The 14,161-nt window shown below is 53.7% G+C and carries 12 protein-coding genes; 9 read left to right on the top strand and 3 right to left on the bottom strand.

Translation table 11 applies throughout. The features are described from left to right. The first annotated feature begins 475 nt into the window (after window positions 1-475). The 9 genes from KJS69_RS20745 to KJS69_RS20705 all read left to right on the top strand — a co-directional run bounded on the left by KJS69_RS20745 (window position 476) and on the right by KJS69_RS20705 (window position 10,631). Window positions 476-1,261, top strand: coding sequence for an IclR family transcriptional regulator (locus KJS69_RS20745; protein WP_249730637.1), 786 nt, complete (start codon window positions 476-478; stop codon window positions 1,259-1,261). Between the two features lie 86 nt (window positions 1,262-1,347). Then, the gene (locus tag KJS69_RS20740; RefSeq protein WP_213585706.1) at window positions 1,348-2,100 is read left to right on the top strand and encodes an SDR family NAD(P)-dependent oxidoreductase; all 753 of its coding nucleotides are present in this window, start codon (window positions 1,348-1,350) and stop codon (window positions 2,098-2,100) included. Between the two features lie 210 nt (window positions 2,101-2,310). Then, on the top strand, window positions 2,311-3,630 hold the full coding sequence (locus KJS69_RS20735) for an aspartate aminotransferase family protein (protein ID WP_213585705.1): 1,320 nt from the start codon (window positions 2,311-2,313) through the stop codon (window positions 3,628-3,630). A gap of 14 nt (window positions 3,631-3,644) precedes the next feature. Further along, on the top strand, window positions 3,645-5,261 hold the full coding sequence (locus tag KJS69_RS20730) for an N-acyl-D-amino-acid deacylase family protein (protein ID WP_213585704.1): 1,617 nt from the start codon (window positions 3,645-3,647) through the stop codon (window positions 5,259-5,261). A gap of 4 nt (window positions 5,262-5,265) precedes the next feature. Beyond that, window positions 5,266-6,369 (top strand): alanine racemase, encoded by a 1,104-nt coding sequence (locus KJS69_RS20725; RefSeq protein WP_213585703.1) that lies wholly within the window; start codon window positions 5,266-5,268, stop codon window positions 6,367-6,369. Between the two features lie 396 nt (window positions 6,370-6,765). After that, the gene (locus tag KJS69_RS20720; protein WP_213585702.1) at window positions 6,766-7,158 is read left to right on the top strand and encodes a RidA family protein; all 393 of its coding nucleotides are present in this window, start codon (window positions 6,766-6,768) and stop codon (window positions 7,156-7,158) included. Further along, complete coding sequence (locus tag KJS69_RS20715; protein WP_213585701.1) at window positions 7,155-7,988, top strand: SMP-30/gluconolactonase/LRE family protein; 834 nt, start codon at window positions 7,155-7,157, stop codon at window positions 7,986-7,988. The genes KJS69_RS20720 and KJS69_RS20715 overlap by 4 nt, the downstream gene beginning before the upstream one ends. A gap of 21 nt (window positions 7,989-8,009) precedes the next feature. Further along, entirely contained in the window at window positions 8,010-9,131 is a 1,122-nt protein-coding gene (locus KJS69_RS20710; RefSeq protein WP_213585700.1) for a glycerate kinase, read from the top strand. A gap of 36 nt (window positions 9,132-9,167) precedes the next feature. Next, a complete protein-coding gene (locus KJS69_RS20705) occupies window positions 9,168-10,631 on the top strand; it encodes a M81 family metallopeptidase (RefSeq protein ID WP_213585699.1) in 1,464 nt (487 codons plus the stop codon). A gap of 316 nt (window positions 10,632-10,947) precedes the next feature. Here the strand turns inward: KJS69_RS20705 and KJS69_RS20700 are convergent, their stop codons facing one another. The 3 genes from KJS69_RS20700 to KJS69_RS20690 form a co-directional block, all read right to left on the bottom strand. Further along, a complete protein-coding gene (locus KJS69_RS20700) occupies window positions 10,948-12,249 on the bottom strand; it encodes an ABC transporter substrate-binding protein (RefSeq protein WP_213585698.1) in 1,302 nt (433 codons plus the stop codon). Between the two features lie 141 nt (window positions 12,250-12,390). Further along, window positions 12,391-13,227 carry a carbohydrate ABC transporter permease gene (locus KJS69_RS20695; protein ID WP_213585697.1) on the bottom strand — a complete coding sequence of 279 codons (837 nt, stop codon included), beginning with the start codon at window positions 13,225-13,227 and terminating at the stop codon, window positions 12,391-12,393. Then, window positions 13,227-14,111 carry a carbohydrate ABC transporter permease gene (locus KJS69_RS20690; protein WP_213585696.1) on the bottom strand — a complete coding sequence of 295 codons (885 nt, stop codon included), beginning with the start codon at window positions 14,109-14,111 and terminating at the stop codon, window positions 13,227-13,229. Before KJS69_RS20690 ends, KJS69_RS20695 begins: the two co-directional genes overlap by 1 nt. Window positions 14,112-14,161 lie beyond the last annotated feature (50 nt).

The following is a 14,161-nucleotide window of genomic DNA, read 5'->3' as shown; positions in this document are numbered from 1 at the left end:
CCAATCAGGGGAGTGACTGCGAAAGTACAGTAAACCTGGCAAGAATGGCCTCGTTTTCGAAGATGGACTGCAAATGTACAGTAGAATCGTCTGTTTCATCCCCTATCGAGATTAATTAGTCAAATCCACTGTATTTTCGCAGTAGATGAACTGTAATTCGAGAAAATTCCCCTGAATGGCTGCACATTTGCAGTAGATTTTATTTCGTGAAAGAGAATGCTGATCCCCGGAACCCCCGGGGTTACCCCCGCCTCTCACATCCTCTTTTTCAGTGAATATCCATCGTCCCTACGCTTCTTTATTATTATAGAAGTATCTTTTAAACGCAGTCGTTTCCCTTACAAGCACTTTGACAGAAGTTTTTCCATTACCGCATATGCAGAATGAATTTTAGGAAAATAGATTGAGTTTCTTATGAAAACAATTTACAATGTTTTTTGTATGGAAAATCATTTTCGTGAAAAGAGGATATGTGGTGAAGAAGCAAGAAAAGCAAGAGAAGCAAGTGGTTGTGAAATCTGCGGACCGGGTTCTGGATATATTCGAATTGTTTGCGGAAGAGAAGGAGCCAATGAGCTTGATGGACATCTCGAGAAAGCTCGATATGCCGACCAGCAGCACCTATAAGCTTCTGCAAAATTTGCAGGCCAGAGGGTATTTGGAAACCGACAAGCATGAGAAAATGTTCTTCCTCGGGCATAAATTGTTTGAAATCGGCTCCCGGTATGTTCAGAATACGAGCTTATCTGCTGAATTCCACCACATTGCCCAGAGAATTGTCCATTCGATTAATGAATCGGTTTTTTTGTCCATTCGCGATGGAGGAAATATACTGTACATTGCTGAAAAGCAAAGCTCTCATGCCGTCCGTTTTGTCTCTCATCTCGGAATGAAGTTGCCTTTGCATGCGACGGCCATGGGCAAGATGTTTCTGAGCTCGCTGGATCAAGGAGAAATCCGCAAGCTGTATCCCGATGAAGAGCTGGGGACCTTGACGGCCAATACAGTCCACAGCTATCAGGAACTGTTGAATCAACTGGAGGAGATCCGCAAGGTCGGGCTGGCTTTTAGCAATGGGGAGGCGGTAGAGGGAGTGTACTGTGTCGCGGGACCTATCTACAATTCATCTAAGCAGCTGACGGCATCCTTGGGCATATCGATTCCATCGGCCCGAATTGGCGACGAATTGTGGGAGCAAGCCGTGGAAGCGGTCCGGCAAGCCTGCGAGGAGTTGAGCATGAAGTTGTATTTTAAGCAATAAAGGCCGCAGATCATTCATAAGATGAACTTACTATAGCTGCCAACGAAGTAATGTAAGCGGTTAATTTCATGAATGGAGGGTGAAGCATGAAGCAATTAGAAGGTAAAGTGATATTAATTACGGGTGCCTTGGGAATGCTCGGCCGCTCAGCCGTCACTATGTTTCTGGAACGGGGGGCGAAGGTGGCCGCGTCGGACCTGCTGTCGATCGAAGCCTTTCCTGAACTGAAAAAGACGGCAGAAAGTTATGGCAGCGATCGTTTCCTGTTTGCCGAGTCGGATGCATGCAGCGAGAGTCAGGTCAAGGAATGGGTGGACCGGGTGGAAGCGCATTTCGGCCGGCTGGACGGTGTCTATCACAATTGCTACGTTCATGTTCGCAAGCCGACCTTGGAGCTTGCCTTGGATGAATGGGAGGCGACGATTCGCGGCACATTGACTAGCACATTTCTAATCAATAAATATACGCTGCAGGCAATGATTAAAAGCGGGGGAGGCTCCATTGTGAACACCTCCTCCATTCTGGGACATATACCTCAGACGAATTGTCTAGCTTATGGCGCCGCCAAAGCCGGGGTCAGTCAAATGACGAGGGTGATCGCGATCGACTACGCCAAACACGGGGTTCGCGCTAACGCGCTTGTTCCCGGGGACTTCAATACGGAGGAAGCATGGCAGAGAATGCCCGAACAAACGCAGCAGTTCATTAAGGATTCGACTCTGCTCGGAAGAACCGGCAAGCCGGAGGAAATTAATGAGGTCGGCGCCTTCCTGCTGTCGGATGCCTCCTCCTATGTCACCGGCTCACTCTATACGGTGGATGGCGGATATAGGATATAAAAGATAGAGATTTCATATAGAGATCTCCATAGACGCGGGTATTGTATGAGAGTGGATATTATTAGTCGCAGATATTGATGAGAAGCAAATATCGAACAACGTTTTCTAATTGTAAAATATTTTTCTTGATGGGTAACGACCTCCGTGATACGATGTTCTTAAATAGATATTGCAGGGGATTTATACCCCGTCAAGGAGGCCAGTTTAATAATGAAAGTAGACAAATCCCGACAAATGCTGGACGAAGCGAGCCGATATTTGGCAGGAGGGGTGGCCAGCTCGTTGAGGGCGGCCATGAAGCCAACTCCGCTCTATGCGGCTGGTGGTAGGGGAGCGCGAGTATACGATGTTGACGGCAACGAATATGTCGATTATTTGCTCGCTTATGGTCCGTTGATATTAGGGCATTCCCATCCTGCGCTTAATGAAAGGGTAAATCAGGCGATGCAGAAAGGCTACACCTTCGGGCTTCAGCATGAAGGGGAGATTGAGCTGGCTAAACGGCTGACTGAATTGCTTCCCTGCGCGGATAAAGTCGTGTTCAGCGGCTCCGGGACAGAGGCGGTCATGATGGCGCTCCGCTTGGCCAGAGCCTATACAGGCAAGCAGAAGGTGGTCCGATTCCACGGCCATTATCACGGCTGGTCCGACGCTATCTTTACCTCCTTCCCGAGTCCGGATATGAAGAGCAAAGCGGCTGGGTCAGACAGCGGAGAAGCCGTTCCGGGAACGGGAGGCCAGAGTGAGAATAGTCTGGACGATATTATTCTGCTGCCGTGGAACGAGCCCGAGCTGCTGGAACGCACGCTGCGAGACCGCCGGGAGGAGATCGCTGCGGTTATTACCGAGCCGGTCATGTGCAACTCCGGCTGTATATCGCCGCAGAAGGGCTATTTGGAGAACATGAGGAAGCTGACCGAGCAGCTCGGGATTGTCCTTATATTTGACGAGGTCATTACCGGATTCCGGCTTGGGCTGGGAGGAGCTCATGAGCGCTTCGGCATCGTCCCCGATTTGATGACGATGGGCAAGGCATTGGCAGGAGGAATTGCGCTTAGCGCCGTTGCCGGCAAGCACGACATCATGAATTTGGTGGCGGAGGGCCGTGTCGATCATCTGGGGACATTGAACGGCAACACGGTATCGACTGCCGCGGCTATGGCGGTTCTCGATGAGCTCGGTAAGGATGACGGAGCCGCCTACGCCCGGATGGAGAAAATTGCGGAAACATTGGCGGAAGGTCTTCGGAATTTAATGCAGAAATATAATATACAAGGCATCGTCAATCAACCGGGTCCCGTGTTCCATATGATGTTCACCGATCAGCCCGAGGTCGTTCATTTCGATCAGTTTGGGCGCCGGGATGCGGCCAAATACAGCCGATTTGCCGAGCTTATGCTGGCGGAAGGCGTCCTGATTCGTCCCAATGGACTATGGTATGTATCCATAGTGCATGGGGAGCGGGAGATCGCGGACACGTTGAAGGCGGTTGAGAGCGTTTTCTCTAAGTATCCGGAATTCAGTGCCTAGGAGAGGGGCTTTACATGAAGGCCGATATTTTAATTAAACATGCGACGATTGTGGACGGAACCGGAGACGATCGGTTCCAGGGCTCGATTGCGGTTAGAGACGGGAAGATAGCCCGGATCATCCGTCAAAGCGACGGCCACGAGGGAGACGCTGGAAGCGCGGAGGAAGCGAGGGAGGTCATCGATGCTCAAGGGATGATCGTGTCCCCGGGCTTCATCGATACTCACGTGCATTCGGATCTTATGCTGCTGTGGGATCGTCAGCACGCTTCCGGGCTGCAGCAAGGGATTACGACAGAGTTGCTGGGGCAGGATGGATTGTCCTACGCTCCTCTTGGCAAGGACAATCTGGCGATGTACTTCCAATTTCTCGCGGGACTCAACGGTGCTCCCGACATCCCGCTGGATTGGTCGACTGTGCGGGAGTACCGGATGAAATTTGACCGGACCGTGGCGATTAACACCGCCTATCAGGTTCCTCATGGGGCTCTTCGTCTCGAAACGTTGGGAATGCGGGATTTGCCGCTGACCGGCAAGTCTTTGGAGCAAGCCAAGAGGCTGCTGGACCAAGGGCTGAAGGAGGGAGCCGTCGCCTTTTCCACCGGCTTGAGCTATTATCCATGCTCCTATTCAGATACGGAGGAAATGGTGGAATTGTGCAAGGTGGTGGCGGACAATAGCAGCGTGTATGTCACACATATCCGTACCGTCTTTCGGGAAGAGCCGATCGATCCTGTGCTGGAATCGATTGAAATTGCCGAACGATCGGGGGCCAAGCTGCATTTTTCCCATTACCGGACCAGCTTGCCCAAGGCCGGCCGGGTGAAGGAAGTGATGGAGCATATCGATGCCGCCTACGAGCGGGGCGTCGACCTTACTCTGGAGCTGTATCCCTATCCTTCCGGCAGCGGGTATGTCGTTATTTGGCTGCCGCTATGGTGCTTCGAGGGTGGCTTCGACGCTCTGCTCGAACGGCTGGCCGATCCGAAGCAGCGCCCCCGATTGATCGAAGGCATCGAGAAGAATACGATTCCGGTAGGGGGCTACTTCACGAACCTGCCTAATCATCCGCAATATATCGGCCGCAGCTTCCGGGAAGTGGCCCAGGAAAGGGGACAATCGATTCCCGACATGCTGTGTGACTTGCTGCTGGCGGAGAAGCTGCAGGTCGGTTATCACGATTCGGCGGAATCTATGTTTGATGAGGCCAGTCTGGAAGCCTGGGACCGATTCAACCGCGATTGCCTGGAGCTGCTTTCCCGACCGTATTACATGGTGGGCTCCGATGGCATTCCGCTCGGCCAAAATCCTCATCCCCGAGCGTTCGGCACCTTTCCCCGCTTGCTGAGGTTCTGCCGGGAATATGGATTCCGGCTAGAGACGATGATCAATCGAATGACGAAGGTGCCGGCCGACCGTTTCGGGCTAAAGAACCGCGGAGTATTGAAGGAAGACTGCGCGGCGGATATTGTTATTTTTAATGAACAGACGGTTACGGATACGGCAACTTATCAGTTGTCGAGAAGCGCGCCTGTCGGGATTCCTTATGTTGTGGTCAATGGCAAAGTAGCGGTACGCGGGGAGAAAGTAACCGGAGTGTTTGCCGGCAGAGCCTTGGAAAGGGAGGGTTAATAAGATGAGTCAACCTATTCCACTGGAAGAAATAGAAACGCCGGCCGTCCTGATCGATTTGGACGTGCTGGAAAGCAATCTGCTAACGACGGCCCGATTGGCTGCGGAGGCCGGAGTCAGGCTGCGCCCGCATACGAAAACGCACAAGTCGGTCTGGATAGCTCAACAGCAGATCAAGCATGGAGCTTGCGGCATTACCGTCGCCAAATTGGGTGAAGCGGAAGTGATGGCCGAGGCGGGTATCCATGATATTCTGATCGCCTTCCCGATCGTCGGCAAGGCGAAGCTGAAGAGGCTGGCCAAGCTAATGGAAATAGCCGACATCAAGGTGAGCGTCGATCACATGGATGTGGCCAGAGGTCTCTCGGAGCTGGGGGAAGCCTTGAACAGACGAATCCCGCTGTACGTTGATGTGAATACCGGATTGAATCGCTGCGGCATGGAGCCCGGTGAGGAAACGGGGGAGCTGGTGAAGCAAATCGCGCAGCTTCCCGGGGTAGAGGTACGCGCGCTGATGACTCACGGAGGCTATTCATACAGCAAGACGAGCGAGGACGAGCTTCGTTCGGCAGCCAGACAGGAAGCGGAGCTGTTGGTCGAGACCCAGCAATGGCTAGCCCGTGCCGGAGTAGAGGTTCCGGAGATCAGCATCGGCTCGACGCCAACCTCCAAGTATATTGGAGAGCAAAGCGGAGTCAGCGAAATTCGTCCCGGCGCCTATGTGTTCGGTGACGGAGGTCAGCTGTCCATCGGCATTATTGACGAATCCCAGTGCGCGATGACCGTTATGACTACAGTGGTGAGCACTCCTCGTCCCGGTACAGTGATTGTCGACGGCGGCTCCAAAACCTTCAGCTACGACGGAAATTCTCATCGTCCGGGCTTCGGAGTTGTAAGAGGGAATCACGATATTTATATGGAGAAATTCAGCGAAGAGCACGGCAATGTGCGGGTTCCGGCCGGTGCTTCGTACCGTATCGGGGAACGGCTGTTTTTTATTCCGAACCATTGCTGCACGACGACCAACTTGCATGACCAGATATACGGCGTGCGCAACGGTCAGGTCGAATCGATCATTACGATCGATGCTCGCGGTAAAGTAACTTGATCGTGTATTTTTTAGAGAAGGCTCAGCCTGGAGGTGCTTGATTTCCTTTACCGCCAAGCTAACTGGATTTTATGCGGGTAAATAAACCAGATTAGACGATTTTTGCAATCTAGCCGGAAATCATACAGCTAGTTTGGACCAAATCTAGCCAATCCATCTCTATCCCCATTTCTAACGGCAGGTTTTCCATTTAGTCCGGATATTTGGCGAACAAAGCAAGAACTAACTGTAGGAATTCCATTTGGCTGGCCAAGGACCATCTGTCAAGGAGAGCCTGTCAGATATTGAAGTGTCGAAGGCTCTTGCCTTTGGAACGAAATGAATGCTTATGCCGCATTTAGAGATGGAAGATTTTTTAGAATGCTCAATAACTTATGATAAGGAGATGAATGACCTATGTCCAAAACGATTCATTGCAGCAAGGCGCCCCAATTTCCGCTTCCTTTTTCTCATGCCGTCCGGGCGGGGGATTTTGTCTATGTGTCCGGGCAGGTAGGGGTCGATCCGGAAACAAGAGAACTCGTAGGAGATACGATAGAAGAACAGACGGTACAGTGCTTCCGCAACATTGAGTTGATTCTGGCCGAAGAGGGATTGACGCTGGATCATGTCATTAAATCGAACGTACACGTTAGTCGGAGTAGTGACATTCCGAAATTCAATGAAGCTTACGAGAAAGTGTTCAAGGCCCCGTATCCGGCTCGCACCACGGTAGAAAGCGGGATTGGCAAATATTTAATTGAAGTCGATGTAGTAGCCTATGCACTTTCTCCCAGAGGTAAGGGATGAGCCAGAATTATATCAGCCGGGAGTTTACGGCCCGCCATACCTTTACCAGCGGCATCGAAGGCCCGGCATCCGATCGGGAAGGCAATATTTACGCGGTGAATTATGAGAAGCAGCATACGATCGGCAAGGTGACCCCGGACGGACGGGGTGAAATCTTCCTGGAGTTGCCGGGTGGAAGCGTAGGCAATGGAATTCGTTTCGATCGGGACGGGAGGATGTACATAGCCGATTATGTTCATCACAACATCTTTAAAGTCGATATGACAACGAGGGAATGGACGATCCACGCTCATGAGCCGAAGATGAACCAGCCTAACGATATCGCGATAACTCGGGATGGAGTGGTCTTCGCCAGCGACCCTAATTGGTCAGAGAAGAACGGCCAGCTATGGCGGATCGACCCGAGCGGTGCCGTGACGCTTCTCGAAACCGGCATGGGGACGACGAACGGAATCGAGGTAAGCCCTGACGAGCGGGTGCTGTATGTGAATGAAACCGTGCAGCGTACTGTATGGGCCTATGATTTGAATGAAGCGAAAGAAATGAGCAATAAACGGCTGCTGATCCGGTTCCCCGATTTCGGTCTGGATGGAATGCGGTGCGATATGGAGGGCAATTTGTACGTTACCCGTCATGGCAAAGGAACGGTGGCCAAGCTGAGCCCGGCCGGAGAGCTGCTCCAGGAGGTCCGGCTGGAAGGAACCGATTGCACCAATCTGACGTTCGGTGGGCCGGACGGGAAGCAATGCTATGTCACGGTTGCCGATACCGGCAATATCCAGACATTCACGGTAGATGCGCCCGGAAGATGCTGGGGGATGTGGGCGTAAATTTCTGAAAGGGGGAGCGGCATGCGGTTTATCGTGGCACCGGATTCATTCAAAGGAAGCATGACCTCTAAGGAAGCGGGGAGCATTATCCGGGAAGCCATTCTACAAGAAATGCCCGATGCGGCGGTGCGCGTCTTCCCGGTCGCCGACGGTGGGGAAGGGACGGTCGACGCCCTTCTTTATTCCGGGGGAGGAGAAAAAGTTGAGCAGACCGCCACGGGTCCATTAGGCCGCGAGGTTCAGGCTTACTACGGGATTATGGGGGACCGGCAAACGGCTGTCATCGAAATGGCTGCCATCGCCGGGCTGGCCCTTGCCCCGGAGAATGAGCGCAATCCGCTGAATACGACGACCGCCGGAGTCGGGCAATGTATACTGCATGCCTTGGAGCGCGGCCTGCGTAAATTCATTATCGGCCTCGGCGGCAGCGCTACGAACGACGGCGGCCTCGGAATGCTCCAAGCGCTGGGGGCCCGTTTTACGGACGCTTCCGGACAGCCCGTACCGCCGGTGGCCTCCAGCCTGGCCCAAGTCCGCTCCGTCGATTTGGCCGGGCTGCACCCGCTGCTTAAGCAAGCCGAGCTGCGGATCGCCTGCGACGTGGACAATCCGCTCTGCGGCCCTCATGGCGCGTCCGCCATGTTTGGTCCGCAGAAGGGCGCGACTCCCGCGCAGGTAGAGGAGCTGGACCGGGGGCTGGCGAATTATGCGCAAGCCGTCGAGGAGCGCCTGAAGCAGCCGGGGCTGTGCGACACTCCCGGAGCCGGGGCCGCCGGCGGCCTCGGGTTCGGGCTTCTCGCCCTCGGCGCCCGGATGGAGTCGGGCGCGCGGCTGATAGCCGAGGCGGCCCAGATCGAGGCGCTGCTGGCCGAAGCCGACTGGTTGTTCGTCGGAGAAGGCCGGACGGACGAGCAGACGCTGCATGGGAAGGGGCCGTTCTATTTGGCCTCGCTGGCCAAGCGGCACGGAGTGAAGACAGTGCTCCTGTCGGGCAGCTTGACCGATCGGCCCGACGATCTGTACTCCGTGTTCGACAGCATGCATTCGATAGCGAACGGCCCGATGACGCTGGAGCAGGCGATCGCGGCGGCGCCGAACCTGCTGTACCATGCCGCCCGCAATATTGTCCGGCTGTGGAAATAGGCCCGGTTCGGTTCATAAAGACAGGAGGAAGCAAACATGAAAATCGGCGTGATAGGAATGTTTCATGAGACGAATTCATTTGCTCCAGGAACGACGGAACGGCATCATTTTGCGGGGGAATGGGTGTCGGGAACGGAAGCTTACCGCGAGCGCTACGAGAAAACCCGGACGTCCATGGGCGGCGTTATTGACGGGGTGAAGCAGCTGCAGGCGGAGCTGATCGCCGGTACCCATGTCGCGGCCACTCCGAGCGGAATGGTGACGACGGAATGCTTCGAGGAGCTGGCGGAGCAGGTCGTCCGTTCGGTTCCCGCAGGCATTGACGGTCTGATCGTCGTGCTACACGGCGCGATGGTCGCTCAAGACTGCCGGGATGTCGAAGGCGAGCTGTTGAGACGAATCCGCGATAAGACCGGCCGGGAGCTTCCGGTAGCGATAACGCTGGATCTCCATGCCAACATCAGCCCGCAGATGGTGGACCTGGCCGATGTTATCATCGGCTATGATACCTATCCGCATATAGATGCCTATGAAAGAGCGGTAGAAGCGGCCCTGCTTCTCGGCCGCATGCTCCATTCAGAGGTCAAACCTATGCATTCCTATAGGCATTCGCGGCTATTGGTGGCACCGCAAGCTATGGTGACTCATGGGGGTTTCATGAAGGAAATCATGGAGACCGCCTTCGAGCTGGAACAGCAAGCTGGAGTGCTTAATATCACTGTAGCGGGCGGATTTCCATACAGCGATGTGGAGGATGCCGGCATGGCTTTCGTCGTGACGACGGATAATGATCCGGCCTTGGCCGAACAATGCGCCGAGAAGCTAGTCCGGCTGGTCCGGGAGCGGCGCGAGGAATTTGCGGTAGCGGGCTGCAGCGCCAAGGAAAGCGTCGAACAGGCCCTGCGGCTTAAGACCGCCGGCGGGCCGGTCATTCTGATCGAAGGCTCGGACAATGTCGGCGGAGGAGCTCCAGGGGATGCCACCCATCTGCTTCAGCATTTGGTCGGTGCTCCGGCCACAAGCTTGATGGTTATCCGCGACGGAGATGCGGTGTCCCAGGCGATCGCGGCGGGAGTCGGCGGAACGTTTACAGGCCGGGTCGGCGGGAAGGCAGATGCTTTTCATGGCGATCCGGTTCCGATCGAAGGCAAAGTCCGGCTGCTGTTCGACGGCCAATACCGCCACATCGGACCGTATATGACGGGGCAATGGGCGGATATGGGACGCACCGCGGTCATTGAGACGGGGAGCGTGACCGTCATCCTGACCGAGAAGAGGGTGGCCCCGTGGGACCCCGGGCATGTTGCTTCGCTCGGGCTGAATCCGGCCGATTTCGATCTGATCGCCGTGAAGTCGGCGGTCGCCTGGCAGACGGCCTTCGGCTCCTGTGCGGTCGGAACGGTACAAGTGGATACGCCCGGTTGCTGCGGCTTTAACCTGAGCCATTTTACGTACCGTCACCTGAAGCGTCCCATCTATCCGTTGGACTGGGAGATATAGGCTTATATGATCAGGGGCCCTCATGTTTTGAACGCCTCTAATGCGCGAAATAAGCTCAGGTTGGAATCAACCGGGGGCATGATTGAAGCATTGCTTGGGGCCGATTCGGGAGCTTTTGCGCTGTCACAAATCCAAAGCATGAATTAGTCGCATCTGGAGGTTTGGAATCGGATGAACAGGCGCCTGAGCGAATCGGGCTGGGATGGTAAAGGCGAAAATAAGCTCGTTTCCTGCTCAAGCAACGCAGTAACGCGCGCCGGAAACAGCGCGCGTTCAGAGCATTCATTGTCAATTCTGCATGCCTGGGAAATAGTTTTTATTTCTTTAAGCTTTCCCACGTTCTCTCGAAGTCTTCCAGCAGTTGGTCCTTGTTCGTTCTTTCCGCGATATAGCTTTGCATGGCATCTGCGAATTTCTTGCTGGAGGCTTCTCCGCCAGGGAACTTGAACCAGTTCCAGGTCAAGGTTTTTCCGTCATTCGCATAGCTCATAATATCTGCCGCGAGAGGACCCAGCACACTCTCGTCCGCGGAGACGTTGGTAAAGGCAGGAATGAATTTGAATTCTTCCGTAATGTACCTTTTGCCCATATCAGAAGAAACTATCCAGTTCAAGAACTTCTTCGCTTCTTCTTTCACCGCGGAGTTTTTATTAATGACCCAGTTGTTCGGCACACCTACCGGAAGCTTGTCGTTAGCCGCGGTATCGTCGCTGATCGGCATAGGCAGGAAGCCGACGTTAATGTCCGGGTTGGTCTCGGTAATTTGCAGCTGCGTCCAGTTCCCCTGCTGCGTCATCGCCGCTTTGCCCAAGGCGAATTCCGTCACTTGGGTTTTATAATCGGTTTGCAGCGGATTTTTGTTGCCGTATTGCAGCGTCAGATCGAACAGCTTCATCCAGTCCGCGAACACTTCGTTGCCCGGGATTTTGGCGCTTCCTTCGTTCAGGCTGGCAATGAAAGCATCCGGGTCCGCTTGATGAGCGAACGGCAAGTTCACGAAATGGTTGCCCAGCACCCACCACTCCCCATATCCATTGACGAAGGGGGTGATCCCGCTAGCCTCCAGCTTCTTGGACACTTCCTCCAAATCGCTAATCGTCTTAGGCAATTCCGTAATTCCGGCTTCAGCAAACAAATCTTTGTTGTAAATGAACCCATAGCCTTCCAGGTTGAGCGGCTGGCCGTAAAGCTTGCCGTCATGAGTCATGCCGTCTCCGGCGCCTTTGACCAGGTCGTTAACCCACGGCTGATCGGATAAATCCTCCAGATGCTCCAGCCACAAATCCAGATCGCTGTATCCCCCATTGTTGAAAATATCCGGCTTATCTCCCGAGCTGAACTTCGCTTTTAGCGCCGCGCCATAGTCGGAGCCTCCTCCCACGGTATCGATTTGAATTTTTACACCGGGATTTTCATTCATGTACTCGGTGGCCAGCTGCGTTAACTGTTCCGCAATCTCTACCTTAAATTGGAATATTTTAAGCGTAACCTGCTTTTCTCCTCCGGTGCCGGCTTCCCCGTTCCCTTGACTGCCTTCCTCTTTCTTTTGACCACAGGCCGTCACTATTACGGATAGCATCAGCAGAAGAACGAGTCCAAACCAAACTGTTTTTTTCATGACAAAGCCCTCCCTTTATTTGTGTAAAATGGGTTGAACAACGGATTAGAAATTTCGCTATCGTTTTCATATTGCTTTTAGTCACAGTGGCTGTATGAACCTGCAGACCGATAAGCGTTAACAGGGCGCCGCCCCTAAGGTCTAGCCCTTGACGGAGCCGGCGGTGATTCCTTCAATAATATGCTTCTGCAAGGCGAAGAAAAAGATGACAAGCGGCGCGACCCCGAGAACAAGAGCGGCCAAAGCCAAATCCCACTGCTTCGTATATTGACCGAAGAACGAGTAAGTCGAGAGTGGAATGGTCCGCAGGTCCGGACTGCTCAGAATAAGTGACGGCAGCAAGAAGTCGTTCCAGATCCACAAGCTGTTGAGCAGGATGATCGTCACGGTCATGGGCTTCAGCAGCGGAAATACGATTCGCCAGAAGACTCCATAGCTGGAAGTACCGTCCACTCGCGCAGATTCCTCGATTTCCAACGGAATGGACTTGATGAAACCATGGTATAGGAACAAGTTGAGCGAGACCCCAAAGCCTAAATAGTTGACGACCAGACCTAGTCGGCTGTCCATTAACCCGGCCAGATTAGCCACCTTGACGAGCGGAATCATAATGGATTGAAAAGGAATCACCATCGCGGCGATGAAGGCCGAGAACAGAATCGTGTTGAGCTTGCTCGGGTGGCGGACCATCCGATAGGCGGCCATGGAGCTGATCAGCACCAGGCCCAGGTTGCTAAGCACGGTAATGGCGAGTGAATTAACGAATGCCTTCGGATACTTCATGATTTCCCATACTCGGGCATAGTTTTCCAAGTAGAGGGATTGGGGAAGATTGGCAGTGTTGGCCAGCAGCTCCCCGAAGGTCTTCATCGAGTTGACGATGACGAAGTAAAAAGGGACCAGAAACAGCAGGACAAGTATGACCGCGATGATTTCCAGAAGGAACAGGCGCGGGAAGTAACGGTTTCCCGTGGGCATCAGGCTTCCACCTCCTTCTTCTTCGTAAACGTCACTTGGGCGATCGTAATGAGCGCTACCGCGATAAAGAAGAGAAGCGCTTTGGCGGTTCCCAAACCATAGCGGTTATTGCGGAACGCTTCCTGATAAATGTTGAGAGCCACCGACTGGGTCGAGCCGTATGGACCGCCGTTGGTCAGCGACAGGTTCAGGTCAAACATTTTGAAAGCCCAGGATATGGTTAGAAATAAGCAGACGGTCACCGACGGCATTATTAGAGGGACGAGAACGTTGCGAAGCGTCTGCCATCGGGTGGCGCCATCAATCTTGGCGGCTTCGACCAGATCCCGTGGAACGTTGACCAATCCCGCAATATAGATGACCATCAAATAACCGGAGCCGTGCCAGACGCTGACGATGACGAGGCCCCAGAAAGCGGTTGCGGAATCTCCCAGCCATGGAAGCTCGAACAGTCCGATCCCGGTCAGTTCACCGATGGTAGTAAAGCCCCGGACGAAGATAAACTGCCAAATAAAGCCGAGCAGCAGGCCGCCTATTACGTTGGGCAAGAAGAACAGCGTCCGCAGCATGTTGCGGATTTTTAGCGCCTGCGTCAGTAAGAGAGCAAGGGAAAATCCGACGAGATTGGTAAGCAGCACGGAAGCTGCCGTGAAGCGAATCGTAAACCAGAACGATTGGTGAAAATCTTTGTCGTGCAGCAGAATAGTTTGGAAATTATCGAGTCCGATCCAGCGAACGTGACTGGTGACTCCATTCCATTCGGTGAACGAGTAATACATGCTCATCCCGAACGGAACGACGACGATCAAGCAAAAAAAGAAGAAGGCGGGACCGACGAAGACGATCTGCTGCAGCCATTGGCTGGCTCTTTTTTTGCTGTTCATGCGGACACCTCCGGTTGCTATTTGTCCGGATACCGACGTGTAGATGGCCG

Origin of the sequence: Paenibacillus sp. J2TS4 (assembly GCF_018403245.1) — a bacterium.
Classification (GTDB): Bacteria; Bacillota; Bacilli; order Paenibacillales; family NBRC-103111; genus Paenibacillus_L.
This window is presented reverse-complemented; position numbering and strand designations above follow the sequence as displayed.